The sequence below is a fragment of the Pelodictyon phaeoclathratiforme BU-1 genome, from assembly GCF_000020645.1.
Classification (GTDB): Bacteria; Bacteroidota; Chlorobiia; order Chlorobiales; family Chlorobiaceae; genus Chlorobium; species Chlorobium phaeoclathratiforme.
The window spans coordinates 680,324-695,784 of sequence record NC_011060.1 but is presented as its reverse complement, the minus strand read 5'-3'; the positions used below and the strand labels follow the sequence as shown (position 1 = coordinate 695,784).

Annotated in this window: 10 protein-coding genes; 8 read left to right on the top strand and 2 right to left on the bottom strand. The window is 50.8% G+C overall.

Translation table 11 applies throughout. The annotated features are described in order from the left end of the window. Positions 1–186 precede the first annotated feature (186 nt). Positions 187–1,743, top strand: coding sequence for a YifB family Mg chelatase-like AAA ATPase (locus tag PPHA_RS03325; protein ID WP_012507466.1), 1,557 nt, complete (start codon positions 187–189; stop codon positions 1,741–1,743). 129 nt (positions 1,744–1,872) lie between these two features. After that, entirely contained in the window at positions 1,873–3,207 is a 1,335-nt protein-coding gene (locus PPHA_RS03320; protein WP_012507465.1) for a hypothetical protein, read from the top strand. A gap of 37 nt (positions 3,208–3,244) precedes the next feature. Here the strand turns inward: PPHA_RS03320 and sppA are convergent, their stop codons facing one another. Together sppA and PPHA_RS03310 are read right to left on the bottom strand one after the other, a co-directional pair. Continuing rightward, positions 3,245–5,047, bottom strand: coding sequence for a signal peptide peptidase SppA (gene sppA, locus PPHA_RS03315; protein ID WP_041526409.1), 1,803 nt, complete (start codon positions 5,045–5,047; stop codon positions 3,245–3,247). After that, the gene (locus PPHA_RS03310; protein ID WP_012507463.1) at positions 5,040–6,026 is read right to left on the bottom strand and encodes an ABC transporter ATP-binding protein; all 987 of its coding nucleotides are present in this window, start codon (positions 6,024–6,026) and stop codon (positions 5,040–5,042) included. The genes sppA and PPHA_RS03310 overlap by 8 nt, the downstream gene beginning before the upstream one ends. 97 nt (positions 6,027–6,123) lie before the next feature. On the opposite strand from PPHA_RS03310, the gene rsmI reads away from it, so the two are divergent. The 6 genes from rsmI (at position 6,124) to PPHA_RS03280 (ending at position 15,384) form a co-directional block, all read left to right on the top strand. Beyond that, positions 6,124–6,858: a 16S rRNA (cytidine(1402)-2'-O)-methyltransferase gene (gene rsmI / locus PPHA_RS03305; RefSeq protein WP_012507462.1), complete on the top strand. Its 735-nt coding sequence runs from the start codon at positions 6,124–6,126 to the stop codon at positions 6,856–6,858. Next, positions 6,842–7,693, top strand: a complete 852-nt coding sequence (gene panC, locus PPHA_RS03300) for a pantoate--beta-alanine ligase (RefSeq protein ID WP_012507461.1) — start codon at positions 6,842–6,844, stop codon at positions 7,691–7,693. The genes rsmI and panC overlap by 17 nt, the downstream gene beginning before the upstream one ends. A gap of 114 nt (positions 7,694–7,807) precedes the next feature. Continuing rightward, positions 7,808–9,994: a polyribonucleotide nucleotidyltransferase gene (locus PPHA_RS03295; RefSeq protein WP_012507460.1), complete on the top strand. Its 2,187-nt coding sequence runs from the start codon at positions 7,808–7,810 to the stop codon at positions 9,992–9,994. A gap of 92 nt (positions 9,995–10,086) precedes the next feature. Continuing rightward, positions 10,087–12,510 (top strand): leucine--tRNA ligase, encoded by a 2,424-nt coding sequence (leuS, locus tag PPHA_RS03290; RefSeq protein ID WP_012507459.1) that lies wholly within the window; start codon positions 10,087–10,089, stop codon positions 12,508–12,510. 182 nt (positions 12,511–12,692) lie between these two features. Further along, positions 12,693–14,696: an acetate--CoA ligase gene (gene acs, locus PPHA_RS03285; RefSeq protein WP_012507458.1), complete on the top strand. Its 2,004-nt coding sequence runs from the start codon at positions 12,693–12,695 to the stop codon at positions 14,694–14,696. Between the two features lie 202 nt (positions 14,697–14,898). Further along, on the top strand, positions 14,899–15,384 hold the full coding sequence (locus PPHA_RS03280; protein ID WP_041526407.1) for a DUF4405 domain-containing protein: 486 nt from the start codon (positions 14,899–14,901) through the stop codon (positions 15,382–15,384). Positions 15,385–15,461 lie beyond the last annotated feature (77 nt).

Genomic DNA, 15,461 nt, shown 5'->3' with positions numbered 1-15,461 from the left:
GCCGATAACATTATAACATATTACTATAAAAGGAGATAAAAAAACACCACCCTATATACGTATTGCCGCATTTTACAATTTCAACCCGGTTCCACAGCAGACAAGAAGCAAGCTCATTGATTGAGAAACTTTCAAATATTTGCATATTTTACGCATAAATACTGAAATCCTCTCATCCACTCCGCCATGCTTTCAACACTGAATGCGGCTGCGCTGATTGGCATTGACGCCATCAAGGTTACGGTTGAAGCCAACGTTGCAGGCGGCATTCCCTCCTTTACGGTTGTGGGATTGCCGGATAATGCGGTCAGGGAGAGCCGGGAGAGAATCCTGACGGCAATCAGAAATTCGGGATTTACCATTCCGCCAAAAAAGATCACGGTCAATCTGGCTCCTGCCGATATCAAAAAGGTGGGAACGGCTTTTGATCTTCCTGTGGCCATCGGTCTTCTTGGTTCGCTTGAGCTGATTGGTAACCGGTTTGAGGAGACGCTCATTATGGGTGAGCTGGCGCTTGATGGCTCGCTCAGGAGAATCAACGGCGCTCTTCCTGTGGCCATCATGGCAGGAAAGGAGGGAATAAAGCGGCTGATCGTGCCAATGGAAAACGCGGCGGAGGCTGCGGTGGCGGTCTCGGCTGCAAAGTCGGCCATTGAGGTCTACGGCGTTGAAAGCTTGAATGAGACCGTTGCCCTTTTAAATGGGAAGAGGGTATTCACTCCGGTGACGGTCAATATCGCGGAGCTTTTTGAGGGTGAGCAGGAATATCTGGTTGATTTTGCTGACATCAAGGGACAGGGAGCGGCAAAAAAAGCGCTTGAAATTGCAGCCGCAGGGGGCCACAACGTCATCATGATCGGACCTCCCGGCAGCGGCAAAACCATGCTGGCAAAAGGGTTGCCGGGAATTCTGCCACCCCTTGGTTTTGAAGAGGCGCTCGAAACAACAAAAATCTATTCAGTGGCCAGTCTGCTTGAAAAAGAGCGGCCACTCATGGTGACGCGCCCTTTCCGCAGTCCGCACCATACAACGAGCAATATCGCCCTGATCGGCGGTGGTTCAACGGCCAAACCGGGAGAGGTGAGCCTTGCCCACAACGGCATCCTCTTTCTCGACGAACTGCCGGAATTCAGCCGCAACGCCCTTGAAGTGCTCCGCCAGCCGCTTGAAGAGCGGGAGGTGACGGTATCAAGGATCTCTGTTACTACCCGATATCCGGCAGGCTTCATGCTGATCGCCGCCATGAACCCGAGCCCTGCAGGGGCCCTGAAAGACCCGGACGGCAATCTGACTGCCCCGCCCCAGCAGATTCAGCGCTATCTTTCAAAAATATCCGGCCCGCTGCTTGACCGCATTGATATACACATCGACGTACCAAAAGTTGAAAACAGTGACCTTTTCGCGGCATCGAGCGCTGAAAGCTCAATGACCATACGCCAGAGGGTCATCGCAGCCCGGAAGATACAGCAAGAGAGGTTTGCCACCACAACAGCGCCGAAAATCTTTACCAATGCCCAGATGAACTCCCGGCAGATCAAAACCTGGTGCCAGCTCGACCGGGAGAGTTCGCAAAAGCTGATGGATGCAATGAACCGCATGAACCTTTCAGCAAGGGCTCACGACCGTATCCTGAAAGTGAGCCGCACCATCGCCGACCTGGACGGCTGCCAGCATATTGCCATGAAACATCTCATCCAGGGCATTCAGTACCGCAATCTCGACCGCGATTTCTGGAGCTTCTGAGATCCCGGTGAGGCAACACAGCCAACACACAATCAAACCGCAAAGAAATTCTCCCCCGTCTGCCTATATTCGTGGTTGTATCAAATTCCAGTCAGCTCCCTTAACCAAACCATCCTTCGGAGAATATCCATGAATGCAAGGGGAAAATTCCGTTACACCCTGCTGCTTGCAGGCTCACTCTGCACTGCTGCACCCTCTTTTGCCGCTGAAAGCACCGAAAGTGTTGACGTGCGCATCACGCGTCTTGAGAAGGAGCTTGCCGAACTGAAAGCACTGCTGCAAACCAGGCCTGCTGCCGCAGGAACTGCAGAAACACCATCAGCACCCGTAAAAAAAGCTGACCCCCCAGCTCCGGCAACCGTCTCAACCAGCTCGGGTGTCAACCTGCAGCTCTACGGTTTTGCCCGTTTGGATGGCTCGTTTGATAGTGGCCAAATCTATCCCGGCAATATCGCCCTGTGGGCCTGGCCTCAGTACGGAAGCAGCAATGATCGTGAATGGAACCTTACGGCGGGTGCGACAAGAATCGGCATGAACCTCAGCGGCCCTGATACGGAGAGCATAAAATTGACCGGCAATATTGAGTTTGATTTTCTCACTGGCCTTTCAAGCGAAAACAACCAGGCCCCTCGCCTGCGTCATGGTTATATGAAGGCATACTGGCCTGCCTCCGATTTCAGCATTCTTGCAGGCCAGAGCTGGGATCTTGTCTCTTCACTGATCCCTTTTGTGGATGATCCTGCCCTGATGTGGAGCGCAGGAAATATTGGTTCCCGCCACCCACAGTTGCGTCTCACCAAAGGAGTTGCAACCGGAGAAAAAAGCCGCATGGAACTGGCTGTGGCTGCATCGAGAACGATCGGAGACAAAAACACGACACCGGGTGTGATTGCAACGGATACAGGCAAGGATGCCACGATGCCAACCATTCAGGGACGCATTGCTCTTTCCCTACCGCTCCTGGTGGAAAGTCAGCCTGCAACTATTGCCCTTTCGGGCCATTACGGAGAGGAAGAGTGGGACGCCAATAACAGTGGCAGTCACAAAACAGTTGACTCATGGTCATGCAACCTGGAACTCTCCATGCCATTAAGCAAAAAAATGACGCTGGCGGGAGAGTATTTTACCGGTTCAAACCTCGACGACTACTGGGGTGGAATAAGCCAGGGCGTCAATACCAGTACGCTTAAAGAGATCCGTTCGTGTGGCGGATGGGCCGCACTCAGGTACACTTCCAGCCCATCAACCTCTTTCAGCATTGGAGCAGGGGTGGACAATCCCAATGATAACGATCTGGCTCTCGGTGCCCGATCACGGAATCAGAGCATCTTTGCCAATGTCATCAATAAAATAACGCCGAATTTGATACTTGGGCTTCAGCTCTCTGATTGGAAAACCGAATACAAGGGAGTGGCTGAAGGCGATGCAATCCGCGCCCAAAGCTCGTTGACCTATAAATTTTAGATCCGGCCGGGCGGGGTCTTCCCGCCCATTGTCGGGATCAATCGATGATGATGTCGGATGGCATGACGGCGAGCATCTGCAATTGGCCTGATGTCAGCAGCATTTCGTAAAAGGTGGCCATGGAGGTCAACTGCCTCTGTGGAAGGAGTTCATGCAGCACCTGTTGTTTGACGGCTGCGGCAAACCTGTCGGAGAGGCTTGCACTCCTGCCCTGCAGAAGGGACTCAAACCAGCTTTTCTGTTCGGGATAGAGGATGATTTGGAGCTTTTTGCCCATATCCATTTTAGCGAGCTGTTGTGCTGCATGAATGGCATCAAAGAGTCCTCCCATACGGTCAACCAGACCAGCCTTCATGGCACGGCTTCCGGTCCAGACCCTTCCCCCGGCAACCGAGTCCACAGCGGCAATGCTCATTTTTCTTGATGCGGCAACCTTCCCGACAAAATCATCATAGATTTCGCCCGATGCTCCAACAAATTTGTTGTAGGCCTGCCCCTCAAGCGGTTTGAAGGGCGTGCTGGCATCGGCATACTGCCCTCTGGTTACAACATCCCGACCCAGACCGATTTTTTCGGCCAAGCCGCTGATGTTGGGCTTAAGGGCATAGACACCAATGGAGCCGGTAATGGTCAGTGGCTGGGCAAAAATGGTTTTCCCTGCAAGGGCAGCCATATAGCCTCCCGAAGCGGCGACACCCGACATGGAGACCACAAGAGGTTTTTTCACAGCAGCCGAGTCGAGCATCTGCAGCATATCTGCAGAGGCAAGGGCATCACCGCCGGGACTGTCAATGCGGACAACAAGAGCTTTAACCGCTTTATCCTCCAGCGCTGCATCAAGCGAATTTTTCAGCATCTCAATATCGATACCCTCACCCATCTCCCCTGCCGAGTGAACGATCATGCCTGACATGGTGATCACCGCAATGCGCTCATCACTCTCCCCTTTTTGGGGCCAGGCAACGGCAGAACGGTAGCGGGCTCCACTGACAAAAACATCGTTATCACGGGCAAGCTCCTTTCCTGACACTTTTCTGGTCAACTGACGCTGCAACTCCCAGAAGGAGGCGATGCCATCAACCAGTCCGAGCGTTTGGGCTTTTTTGGCCGACACCAGAGGATCATTGTTGATGAGCGCCTCAAAAGAGCTTCGGCTCATGCCGCGCCGCTTTGAAACGTAACCAAGGTAATCATCATAGAACTCATCAAGCAGCGCATTGATCTGTTCGAGGTACTCCTTGCTCGCCCCGGTTCTGACAAAGGGCTCAATACCGCTCTTGTACTTTTTCCACTGCGCAGCCTGAACCTGAACTCCAAGTTTTCCAAGCGGGCTGGTATAAAAGAGCGACTCCACCTTCAGCCCATCGAGAAGAAGAAAACCGCCGCGTTCGGCAATAATGGAGTTACATGCGGTCGCAAGGAGATAATCGGCATCCTCGGCTGAGCGAAGAAATGCAGTGACCTTTTTCCCCCCCTTGCGGACTTTTTCAACAGCATCCCGTAGTTCAGCGATCTTGGCGGGAGAGGTGTGTATCCCCCGGATATCAAGAAGCACCTCCCTGACCCGCTCGTCCGCAACGGCATGATTGAGTACAAAGAGCAGTTCCTGGAGAGAGAGTGACTCATGCGAAGGCAAAAATGGGAGCGAACTGCTCTCATTGCGTACCTCATCGATCCCGCCACTGAGAGGTACTACCAGCACAAAACGGTCGGGAAGAGCCTGTGAGCTGCGATGAGCCCAGAAAAGTCCCGCAAAAATGAGGAGAGGAAGAAGCACAAGTGCAAGACAGCCATTACGAAAACAGCCGCGCCTCTTTGTTGGTGTGTTCATATCATTCATAGAGAAAACAGCTTACCTGATGTCCATTATTAATAGAAGTGAGTTCCTGAAGCCTGGGCTCTTTTTGGCTGCACTCAGCCGTTGCGGAGGGACATCGCGGATGAAAACCGCATCCTGAAGGGATATTCATGGGCCCAGGCAAATCTCCTTTCAGCAAAATCCGCTCTTTTTTTCCTCCGAATTCAGGATTGGGAATTGCCGACAGAAGCGCTCTTGTATAGGGATGCTTTGGATTGGCATAGAGTTCAGCAGATTCAGCAATCTCAACAATTTTTCCGAGATACATGACCGCAACCCTGTCGGAAATGTATTCAACAACCGACAGGTCATGTGCAATGAAAAGATAGGTCAACCCCAGATCCCGCTGGAGATCCTTGAGCAGATTGATGATCTGCGACTGAATCGATACATCAAGAGCAGAGACAGGCTCATCACAGATGATAAATTTCGGATTGACTGCCAGCGCACGTGCAATACCGATGCGCTGCCGTTGCCCTCCGGAAAACTCATGCGGATAACGGTTGCGGTACTCCCTGCTCAGACCGACCAGATCGAGCAACTCCTCAATCCTGCGTCGGGCAGCATCCCCCCGGGCAATGCGGTGAACCAGCAGTACCTCCTCAAGTACCTGGCCAACCGTCATGCGTGGATTCAGCGAGCCGAAAGGATCCTGAAAAATCATCTGGATCTCTTTGCGAAGCGCACGGAACTCATGATTGCTGATGGCAGAGATCTCCCTCCCTTCAAACATAATCGTTCCAGTCACTGTTGAGGGTCCAAGACGGATAAGGGCCCGCCCGAGAGTCGTTTTTCCGCAGCCCGACTCACCCACCAGGCCAAGCGTCTCTCCCTGCAACACCTCAAATGAGACTCCATTAACCACAGGTATCAAAAGAGGTTTTCCCAATCCACCACTCTTCCGCCCGGAAAAATGCACCCGCAGGTCGTTAACCGACAGTAACCGCCTTTGATCCATCATCTTTGACTGAACGCTGTTTATCGTATTTTTTATTATTATACTAAAACGAATGTGAATCTACCAGAACTAACCCTTTGTTCAACCTCCTCTTTTGCCCTTGCAAACTGATCATATACATACAGGAACCCTCTACGTTGTTGCAACGCCTCTCGGCAATCTTGAAGACATTACCCTGAGAGCCATAAGAATCCTGAAAGAGTCCGGGGCTATCGCCTGTGAAGATACGCGCCGTGCCTCCATTCTGCTCCGCCATCTCGACATCTCTGCCAAAAGGCTCATCAGCTACCACAACTACAATGAGCCTGCAGCTATCCGTCAAATTGTCGCACTGCTTGAAGAGGGTACCGATGTCTCACTCATCACCGATGCCGGTACCCCGGTGATCAGCGATCCCGGCTATGCACTCCTGCACGAACTGCATGATCGAGGGCTTCAGGTTATTCCGGTTCCCGGACCAAGTGCAGTGACGGCAGCACTTTCAGCCTGTCCGCTGCCCGTTAACAACTTTTATTTTGCGGGGTTTCTTCCGCATAAAAAAGGGCGCAAAAGCAAGCTTGAGTACCTCGCCGCATTGCAAACCACTTTTGTGGTCTATGAATCACCCTTCAGGATCATGAAGCTCCTCGATGAGCTCAGCAACGTCATGGCGGATGCCCGGATTTTCATCGGGCGAGAGATGACCAAAATTCATGAGGAGTATCTTACCGGAACCATTGAGGAGATGCGCCAGCGCCTTGCCGACGGCAAAACGAGGGGTGAGTTTGTGGTCGTTGTCCACCCACCCGGAAAAAAAACAGTCAAACCAGAAGAAGAAGATGCAAATCATCACTGAACCCCGCCAGATGCAGGCAATCGCTGAAAAACTGCGCCTCAACCGCCAGTTCATCGGCGTTGTCATGACTATGGGTGCACTGCACGAAGGGCATCTGAGCCTTATAAAGCTTGCCCGGCAAAGCGCTGGCACCGTTATACTCACCATTTTCGTCAACCCTTCCCAATTCGGAGCGAACGAAGATCTCCATCAATACCCCAGACCATTCGAGCAGGATGTTGCCCTTGCAACAGCAGCAGAAGTCGATTACCTCTTCGCACCTGAAGCCGGAACCATCTACCCCGAAAACCATCAGACTACCCTGCAATGCGGCGCTCTCGGCGAACGACTGGAGGGAGAGCGAAGGCCTGGCCATTTCAACGGAGTGGCCACCATTGTGACAAAACTTCTGCATATCACCAAACCACACATTGCAATCTTCGGTGAAAAAGATGCACAGCAACTCGCTGTTATCCGCCGCATGGTTGAAGATCTCAATCTTGATGTCAAAATTATCGCTGCACCCATTATCAGGGAAGAAAATGGTCTGGCGGTAAGCTCAAGAAATATATACCTCTCAAACACGGAACGCAGCACGGCCGGCATTCTTTACCAGGGAATCTGTCATGCAGAAAAAAGCATCGCTGAGCAGAAAAAAAACCTTTCGGTAATTGCTGCCGAAATTGAGCAAATGATTGCCTCAACACCAGGATGGCGACCCGATTATGTTGTTTTTGTCGATGAAGAGCGGTTTGAACCGGCAGAAATTGCTGAAGAGGGAAAAGAGTATCGACTGCTGCTTGCGGCCTATGCGGGAAAAGTCCGACTTATCGATAACGGCAAGATCGTGGCATAATGAATGCGAGAGATCAGGTTACCGGAAGAGATTTTTTATGTTATATTTTAGTACTTGTTCATTGCCTGAAAACAACCGGACAACATTTTTATCACTTACTATCACACGATTTCCATGATTATTAACAAAGAAATTGATCTTGGACAAGGCAAGATTATCTCTATCGAAACCGGTAAAATGGCAAAACAGGCCGACGGAGCTGTTGTTGTTCGCCAGGGTGACACGATGGTCATTGCAACGGTTGTCTCAAGCAAAAAAACACCACCCCCCAATCAGGACTATTTTCCACTTCAGGTAGAATACCGCGAAAAGTATTCTGCCGCAGGCAAATTTCCTGGTGGTTTTTTCAAACGTGAAAGCCGCCCTTCAGAGAAAGAGATTCTTTCAGCAAGACTGATCGACCGTGCTCTCCGTCCGCTCTTTCCCGATGGCTATCTCTATGAAACACAGATTATTGTTACCGTTATCTCTTCCGACCAGATCAATGACGCTGACGTCCTCGGTGGCCTGGCTGCATCGTGCGCCATCATGGTCTCCGATATTCCCTTCCAGAATCCTATGTCTGAAGTTCGGGTAGGCAGAATCAACGGTCTCTTTGTCGTCAATCCTGACATCAATGAACTGGTAAACAGCGATCTTGATATCTGCATCGGCGGTACGGAAAACACCATCTGCATGCTTGAAGGGGAGATGAAAGAGATTTCCGAAGCAGAGATGCTCGACGCCATCAAATTCGGACACGCAGCCATCCGCAAACTCTGTGCTCTGCAGAGCGAAATCGCAGCAGAAGTGGCAAAACCAATCCGTCCCTTTACGCCAACAGTCATTCCGGCTGAGCTCACTGAAACGGTTCGGGTACTTTGCGAAACCCGCCTCAAGGAGCTCGCCTACACTCCGCTCAAAAAGGAAGAGCGCGCTGATCAGACAGCCGCCATCTACCATGAAATTATAGAGAGCACCATTGAGCACTTCAAAGCAACATGCAGCAGCGAAGAGTTCTCGACCGATCCGGCCAAGGCGCTCTGCATTAACCCGCATATCATTGACGAACAGATCCACATGGTCGAAAAACGGGTCATGCGCCACATGATTCTTGACGACGCAAAACGTCTTGACGGCAGAGCCCTCGACCAGGTACGACCAATAAGCATTGAACTGGGCATCATCCCGAGAGCCCACGGTTCGGCACTCTTCACCAGAGGAGAGACACAGGCTCTGGTAACAATTACCCTCGGCACGAAAAAAGATGCCCAGTCCGTTGACAACCTGACCAGCAGTGCCGACAAAAAATTCTATCTCCATTATAATTTCCCTCCCTTCTGTGTCGGTGAAACCGGAAGGCTCGGAAGTATCGGACGCAGGGAAATCGGACATGGCAATCTGGCAGAACGCTCCATCAAAATGGTTGCTCCGACAGAGGAAGAGTTCCCCTACACCATCCGTATCGTTTCAGACATCCTTGAATCGAACGGCTCTTCATCAATGGCATCGGTATGCGGAGGAACGCTGGCCCTGATGGATGGTGGTGTTCCGATTAAAAAGCCGGTATCAGGCATCGCCATGGGACTGATCAAGGAGGGAGCCTCATATGCAGTACTCTCTGATATTCTCGGCAATGAGGATCACCTTGGAGATATGGATTTCAAGGTATCAGGCACCCGTGATGGTATTACCGCCTGCCAGATGGATATCAAAATCGACGGTCTTGACTACCACATCCTTGAAACTGCCCTTGAGCAGGCACGCAGGGGCCGTCTTCACATCCTCGGCGAAATGGAGAAGGCTATCCCTTCAACCCGTCAGGAACTTGCCAACTTTGCACCAAAACTTACCAGCATCAAGGTGCCGGTTGACTGCATCGGCATGATTATCGGTAAAGGTGGAGAGACTATCCGCAGCATCACTGAAGAGACCGGCGCAGAAATCAATATTGATGACGATGGAACCATAACCATTGCCTGCTCGACCAGTGAGGGAACAAATGCCGCACTGGCCACCATAAAAAATCTGACGGCCAAGCCGGAAGTGGGTAATATCTATATTGGAAAGGTGCGCGACATTCGTGATGAGCTCGGCGCTTTTGTGGAATTTCTTCCCAAAACCGATGGACTGGTCCACATCTCTGAAATATCGAGTGAGAGGGTCACAAAGGTCAGCGATCACCTCAAAATCGGCGAAAAGGTGAGGGTCAAACTGGTTGATGTCCGCAAGGATTCCCGCACCGGAAAAACCCGTTTTGCCCTTTCCATAAAAGCGGCTGAACAGGATGCACCAAAAGAGAACGGCGCAGAGAACAAGTAAATGCAACATGACGTCAAAAAGCAGTGCAGATTTATTCCTGTACTGCTTTTTTTATGTAATTCTGAGGATACAACGATATTCATCAACACCCCATGAGGTACGAATTTTCAAAAACAGAAGCAAAATGGCAGGCCTGGTGGAAAGAGCAGAACACCTTTAAAACAGGTGATGATGCTGACAAACCAAAATATTATGTTCTCGACATGTTTCCCTATCCCAGTGGCACCGGGCTCCATGTCGGACATCTTGAAGGGTACACCGCCTCAGATATCACTGCACGCTACAAAAGGAGTTGCGGCTATAATGTGCTCCACCCTATGGGATGGGATGCCTTCGGACTTCCAGCAGAACAGTTTGCCATCAAAACAGGAACCCACCCGAAAACAACCACTGAAGAGAACATCCGGAACTTCAAGGGCACTCTTCAGGCCATGGGCTTTTCCTACGACTGGTCAAGGGAGATCAACACGACCGATCCGCACTATTTCAAATGGACGCAGTGGATCTTTCTCAAACTCTATGAGAGGGGACTGGCCTATATGTCGGAAGTGGACGTCAACTGGTGCGAAGAGCTGAAAACCGTTCTGGCAAATGAAGAGGTTGATGAAAAAATTGCCGACGGCTACACGGTTGTGAGACGCCCTTTGCGCCAGTGGGTGCTGAAAATCACGGCATACGCCGATCGCCTGCTTGCCGACCTTGATGAACTCAACTGGCCGGAAAATGTCAAACAGATGCAGCGCAACTGGATTGGACGTTCTGAAGGAGTCGAAATTGATTTTGAGCTCCGCTGCCACAACAAAAAGCTGAGAGTCTACACCACAAGGCCCGACACCCTTTTCGGTGCCACCTACCTTGTCATTTCCCCTGAGCATCCGCTTGCTGAAAAGCTCGCCACGGCCCAGCAGTTAGTTGAGGTGAAAAACTATATCAGCAAGGCAAAGCTGAAAACCGAACTTGAACGCACAGGCCTTCAGAAGGAAAAAACAGGCGTTTTCACCGGCTCCTATGCCATAAACCCTGCAACAGGAGAACCTCTTCCCGTATGGATCTCCGACTTTGTCCTGATCAGTTACGGAACAGGAGCTATCATGTCAGTCCCGGCACATGACAGCCGCGACTGGGAGTTTGCCAAGCAGTACAACCTCCCCATCATCGAGGTTATCCAGAGTCCGCATGATGTTCAGGAACGCGTCTTTGAAGAGAAAGAGAGTATTTGCGTCAACTCCGCCAACAACGAAATAACACTCAACGGTCTCCCCTTTTGCGAAGCTTTCGAGCGCATGGCATCATGGCTTGAAACAAAAAAAGCGGGAGAGAGAAAGGTAAACTACAAACTCCGCGACTGGATATTCAGCCGCCAGCGATACTGGGGAGAACCAATCCCCATCAAGCATTATCATGATGGTACTCTTCGGCTGGAAACCGCTCTTCCCCTTGTTCTTCCCGAAGTTGAGGCATACCACCCCTCATCGACCGGGGAGTCTCCGCTTGCCAATATTCCACATTGGCTTTACGGAAGCGATGAGCACGGATCCTTCAGACGGGAGACCAACACCATGCCACAGTGGGCGGGAAGCTGCTGGTACTATCTCCGCTTCATTGATCCTGAAAACCAGGAAAAACTGGTCGATCCTGAAAAAGAGCGCTACTGGATGAACGTCGATCTCTATATCGGCGGCGCCGAACACGCTGTCCTTCACCTGCTCTATGCCCGATTCTGGCACAAGGTGCTCTTCGATCTCGGTGTTGTCAGTTCCAGGGAGCCATTCAAAAAACTTTTCAACCAGGGAATGATTCTTGGTGAAGACAATGAAAAGATGTCGAAATCACGCGGCAACGTCATCCCCGCCGACCACGTTCTTGAACGCTATGGAGCTGATGCTGTGCGCCTTTATGAGATGTTTTTGGGCCCCCTTGAACAGGTCAAGCCCTGGAACACCAACGGCATTGAAGGCATAAGCCGCTTTCTGTCGAAAGTGTGGCGACTGGTTTATGGGGAACATGAGGAGTCGGCGACACTGCTGTCTGAGGAAGCCATGCCGGAAGAGCTGCTCCGACGTATGCATAAGAGCATTAAAAAGGTTGGCGAGGACACGGAACAGCTCAAATTCAACACGGCTATTTCCGAAATGATGGTCTTTGTCAATGAACTGCAAAAGTCGGGATGCAAAAACCGCTCTGCAATTGAAACGCTCCTTGTGCTGCTCTCACCCTATGCACCTCACATCACGGAAGAGCTCTGGGAAAGCATCGGTCACAACTACTCAATCAGCCAGGCACCCTTCCCTTCATTTGATCCAAAACTTGTCGAAGAGAGCATTTTAACCATCGCCGTCCAGATCAACGGAAAATTGCGAGGCACCTTTCTTGCCCCGGCAAAAAGCCCGAAAGAGCTGCTTCTTCAGGAAGCAAAAAAGACAGAATCGGTATTCAAATTTCTTGACGGACAAACCATACTTCGCGAAATTGTTGTTGTAGACAAACTGGTTAATTTTGTTGTAAAAAAAGAGTGACTTTCCTCTATATTAACAACTGTTATTGTCCTGTAAAATTATTTTATGTAAAATTGGCAGAGAATGCATAAAACTCTCTGTCCGGCTTTTTATCTCCGTTTCAACCAGTTATTTTCCACGTTCCTGATTTCCTGTAAAAGGGGTGAGTATCCTTTTTTTTAACACACAAAACATGGGTATCAATGGCTACAGAAGAAACAACATCCAACGCACAGCACACCGAAACCTCGTCTTCTGGAGAAGAGTCGATCAGCTCTGTTCTGTCTGAAAAGCGGAAATTTCCGCCTTCGGCAGAGTTTTCGAACAATGCCCATATCTCCTCAATGGAAGAGTATGAGAAACTCTATGCTGCCGCTGAAGCCGATCCGGACGCTTACTGGGGAGGCATTGCTGAGCAGTTCCACTGGTTTAAAAAGTGGGATAGCGTTCTGGAGTGGAATACTCCCTATGCGAAATGGTTTAACGGCGGTAAAACCAATATCTGCTACAACGCCCTTGATGTCCATGTCAACAGTTGGAGAAAGAACAAAGCTGCCATTATCTGGGAAGGAGAAGAGGGTAACCAGCGGGTTCTGACCTATGGTGAACTGCACCGCCAGGTCAGCAAATTTGCAAACGTCCTGAAAATCGCCGGCATCAAGCCAGGAGACAGAGTTGCAATCTATATGGGCATGGTTCCGGAACTGGTCATCGCCGTTCTCGCCTGTGCGCGTGTCGGAGCAGTCCATAACGTTATTTTTGCCGGTTTCTCTGCTCATGCCATCACTGAACGCGTTAACGATTCACGCGCCAAGATGGTCATCTGTGCAGATGGCACAAGACGCCGCGGCGGTTCCATTAACCTGAAAAATATCGTTGACGAAGCTATCGTCAATACGCCGTCAATACGAAGCGTCATTGTCCTGAAAGTTACCGATGAAGAGATCCACATGCATAACGGCATGGACCATTGGTGGCATGATCTCATGGGCCTTGCCGCTGATGAATCCGAACCTGCAGAACTCGATGCAGAACATCCGCTGTTTGTACTGTACACCAGCGGTTCAACCGGCAAACCAAAAGGTATCCTGCACACCACCGCCGGATACATGGTCCATGCTGCAAGCTCGTTCAAATACGTGTTTGATATCAAAGACGAAGATATCTACTTCTGTACGGCAGATGTCGGCTGGATCACCGGGCACACCTACATGATATACGGCCCGATGCTTAATGGAGCAACCATCCTGATGTATGAAGGTGCACCAAATTATCCGCAGTGGGACAGGTTCTGGGATATCATCAACCGCCACAAAGTTACCATCTTCTATACCGCGCCAACCGCTATCCGCGCCTTTATCCGCGCCGGAAATGAATGGGTCACCAAACACAACCTCAGCTCGCTTCGCCTGCTCGGAACCGTAGGAGAGCCAATCAACCCCGAAGCATGGATGTGGTACCAAAAAGTTGTCGGACAGGAAAAATGTCCGATTGTCGATACCTGGTGGCAGACGGAAACAGGAGGCATCATGGTCTCTCCCCTTCCAGGCGCAACCCCGACAAAACCCGGCACAGCCACTCGTCCCCTGCCTGGCATCATGGTTGATGTTGTCCGCAAGGACGGTACCCCGTGCGAAGCCAACGAAGGCGGATACCTTGTTATCAAAAAGCCATGGCCATCAATGCTCCGTACCATCTACGGCGACAATGAACGGTATGAAAAAACCTACTGGTCTGAATTCCACGACATGTACTTTACCGGTGATGGCGCCCGCAAGGATGAGGATGGCTACATCTGGATCATGGGTCGAGTCGATGATGTGGTCAACGTTTCAGGTCACCGCCTTGGCACCAGTGAGGTCGAAAGCGCGCTGGTATCCCACGAGGCTGTTGCAGAGGCCGCCGTTGTCAGCCGTCCTGATGAACTCAAAGGCAATGCCCTTGTAGCCTTTGTGACCCTGAAAGATGAATATGTCGGTGACATGACGCTCCGTGAAGCGCTTCGCAACCACGTTGCCAAGGAGATCGGACCTATTGCCAAACCCGATGAGATCAGATGGGCCAAAGGTCTTCCAAAAACACGCAGCGGAAAAATCATGCGTCGTCTCCTTCGTGAGCTTGCCACAAGCAACGAAATCAAGGGAGATGTCACGACACTTGAGGATTTCGGTGTTCTTGAAAACCTCCGCGATCAGGAAAACGACTAAGCGTTCCCGCTTGCTCACTCTTCGATCGCCCGATAAACAACAGAAAGCGCAGCTTAGACTGCGCTTTCTGTTTTTCCGGCCTTTTTCCCCCGTCGGCGCCCGCCTGCACAAGATTTTACCACAATCAGCGTCGAATGTGGCGTTCATCGAACTATGCCTTCACGAAATCATAAAACAAACAAAAAAACAAGAGAACACAACCATGAGCGCACCAATGAAATCATGGGCCACACCGCTGGCCACCGGAACCTTTGTCATTCTTGCCGTAACAGGCATCCTGATGTTTTTTAAAATTGAAGCTGGATACACCAAACCTGTTCATGAATGGCTGAGCTGGGCAATGGTCGCGGGTGTTCTGTTACACATCGCAGCAAACTGGAAAGCCTTTACCGGCTATTTTACGCGAAAACCTGCTTTGGCCATTATCGGCGCTGGCCTGCTTATTACCATACTCAGCATAGTTATGCCAGCCCGAAATGAACAGAATCCAAGAATGAAAATGACCAGAGCGCTTGAGAAGTCGAAACTTGAAACCGTGGCAGTTGTCGCCGGGCAAAAGAGTGAAAGCATTATCCTGAAACTTGAACAAAAAGGGATTGCTGTGGAGAGTTCAGCCATGTCCATCCGTGAGATTGCTGCAAAAAACGGGAAAAAAGAGATGGATGTTCTTGCCGTCATTTTCAATTAACCCACTTAACCGCATGAAAAAAGGATGCACCCTCAACGCATCCTTTTCTCTCTCACCTGAAGATTGAGCGCCGCGAA

Excerpts from the sequence above, each read along its gene's own strand:
- PPHA_RS03325 (WP_012507466.1), top strand. The coding sequence starts at position 187 with ATGCTTTCAACACTGAATGCGGCTGCGCTGATTGGCATTGACGCCATC.
- PPHA_RS03320 (WP_012507465.1), top strand. The coding sequence starts at position 1,873 with ATGAATGCAAGGGGAAAATTCCGTTACACCCTGCTGCTTGCAGGCTCA.
- sppA (WP_041526409.1), bottom strand. The coding sequence starts at position 5,047 with ATGAATGATATGAACACACCAACAAAGAGGCGCGGCTGTTTTCGTAAT.
- PPHA_RS03310 (WP_012507463.1), bottom strand. The coding sequence starts at position 6,026 with ATGATGGATCAAAGGCGGTTACTGTCGGTTAACGACCTGCGGGTGCAT.
- panC (WP_012507461.1), top strand. The coding sequence starts at position 6,842 with ATGCAAATCATCACTGAACCCCGCCAGATGCAGGCAATCGCTGAAAAA.
- PPHA_RS03295 (WP_012507460.1), top strand. The coding sequence starts at position 7,808 with ATGATTATTAACAAAGAAATTGATCTTGGACAAGGCAAGATTATCTCT.
- leuS (WP_012507459.1), top strand. The coding sequence starts at position 10,087 with ATGAGGTACGAATTTTCAAAAACAGAAGCAAAATGGCAGGCCTGGTGG.
- acs (WP_012507458.1), top strand. The coding sequence starts at position 12,693 with ATGGCTACAGAAGAAACAACATCCAACGCACAGCACACCGAAACCTCG.
- PPHA_RS03280 (WP_041526407.1), top strand. The coding sequence starts at position 14,899 with ATGAGCGCACCAATGAAATCATGGGCCACACCGCTGGCCACCGGAACC.